The sequence below is a fragment of the Streptomyces sp. NPDC054887 genome, assembly GCF_053610585.1.
On record NZ_JBSGYQ010000144.1, the window covers coordinates 1 to 1856 of the forward strand.

At 38.0% G+C, this 1856-nt stretch carries 3 protein-coding genes; all 3 read left to right on the forward strand.

The window, feature by feature from the left end:
- A partial coding sequence (locus tag ACWGH0_RS34635; RefSeq protein WP_453408248.1) for a hypothetical protein occupies positions 1-431 on the forward strand: 431 nt, incomplete at its 5' end.
- Between the two features lie 684 nt (positions 432-1115).
- Positions 1116-1289, forward strand: a complete 174-nt coding sequence (locus ACWGH0_RS34640; RefSeq protein ID WP_375839303.1) for a hypothetical protein — start codon at positions 1116-1118, stop codon at positions 1287-1289.
- 381 nt (positions 1290-1670) lie between these two features.
- A partial coding sequence (locus ACWGH0_RS34645) for a rolling circle replication-associated protein (RefSeq protein WP_453408249.1) occupies positions 1671-1856 on the forward strand: 186 nt, incomplete at its 3' end.

The following is a 1856-nucleotide window of genomic DNA, read 5'->3' on the forward strand; positions in this document are numbered from 1 at the left end:
ATATTAAAAATGCTGAATTAAGGAGTCTATGGGGTTTAGGATTTGTAACAATCAAGTCATTAAAGGATATAGACAACATAGGAGCCTATTTGAGCGCTTATTTGACTGATATAGACCTAGAAGATGTCCAAGACAGGGAAACAGCCTTAAAAGTGGCTTCAGAGGGCTGTGAGGTGCAAACAAAGATCGTAGAAGGTCGGGAAAAGAAATTTTTAAAAGGCGGACGGCTGCACATGTATCCTTCCGGAATGAATATGTATCGAAAATCAAAAGGGATTGTTAAGCCGGAACGGGAAGAAATGAAGTTCGGAGACATAAAAAAAGTAGTGGGTTCGGCAAAACCACACTACGAGAAAAGTTATCATGTCGAAAATGACAATTTTGAAAACACAATTTCGTTTCTCCAGTATAACACAAAACGTGATTTTTGAAGCAAAACGGTTCCTCTTTATGGAGCCGTTTTTTTTATTTCCCGAAGGGTTATTTGTCAGAATGACAAACCGATTTCGAGCCGGCGAGAACCCATTGTCACACCACGATTTAGGGGGTGTGTATAAATGGGCACTCTCTGTGAAATTTGAAGCTTTGAAATTCCGAATGGCGCACTTATACACTCTGTCGAGTGAGTGCTAAAATGCTGAAGCATTTCCGTCAAGCGTGTGGAGGAATCTTGTAGAGAGATATAGCATAGATACCCGTATCTCTAGAGATATTTTGGTATATCCCTGCTATATCTATGGGGTATCTATGCTATATCTTTGGCTTCAAAAACGGCACCTGTTCTAAGAGCATAGAAACTCAACAGGCACAGCCTGTTTGACACCCTTTTTTTTAGGGTGGCACCGAGTTTCCTTATGCTCTTTTTCTCTGAAGCTAAACCTGTTTTATATGTCGTAGTCTTTTTATTGGGAGTGACCCCTTGCTGTACAATTTCCGGAGGTGCCGATAAGGGACGAATTTTCCCTTGTCGGTTGCCTTTGGGGATTGTAAGGGGTGGAGGCTCGGAATCAAAAGGAAACGAAATATCATTCCGAGTGTGCTTCTTTTTTCTGTTCTTGAATTCTATTATTTCCAATGTTAGAATTATGTTAACAACTTGTTAGGAGTGTGTTTGGATGGAAGAGAAAAAACAAATTGGACCTCGAATTACTGTTGAAACATTTAAAAAGCTAGAGTTATTAGCCGAACATTTTACAAAACACAATGAATTTGGAAGAGTTTCAAAAGATGCTGTAATTGAGTTTGCTATTAAGGAATTGTATAGGGACTATTTGGGAAAAGGACGCTAATTTTTGTTGAAAAACTGACTTCGGATTTGGGGTTCTTTATTATTAACTTGATTTTAATTAAACATTACAGGAAAAATTGAGGGGAAATGGATGGATAAACGCAATGGTGACGCGGTTTTCATAGCTCCAAATGATGTTGTAAAAGTGACCACTATGAATCACGTCATTGAAGTTCAGCATATGGAGAAGATGAACCGGAAAAATAATATCAAAAAATTGGACAAGGATAGGTTTGTAGACCTCTCTACTGGGGAGATCCGGGAGTTCGAGCATTCGGAAAATCGGCAGGAAAATTATAATTCTTTGAGACAAACCTTTAAGAAGCTGCGTTATTTGATAAATAACAATTTTATAGGACGGCCATAGGAATTACATATAACTTTGACATACAAGAAAAATATGACGGACACGAAAAAACTTTATAGTGATTTTCAAAATTTTATCGACAGGTTGCGTTATAAATACAAGAAAGAAAGTTCGATAGATTATTTATCGGTGGTAGAGCCACAAGGACGTGGAGCCTGGCATTGTCATGTTTTAATGCGCTTTAATGATTTGGATAAGATT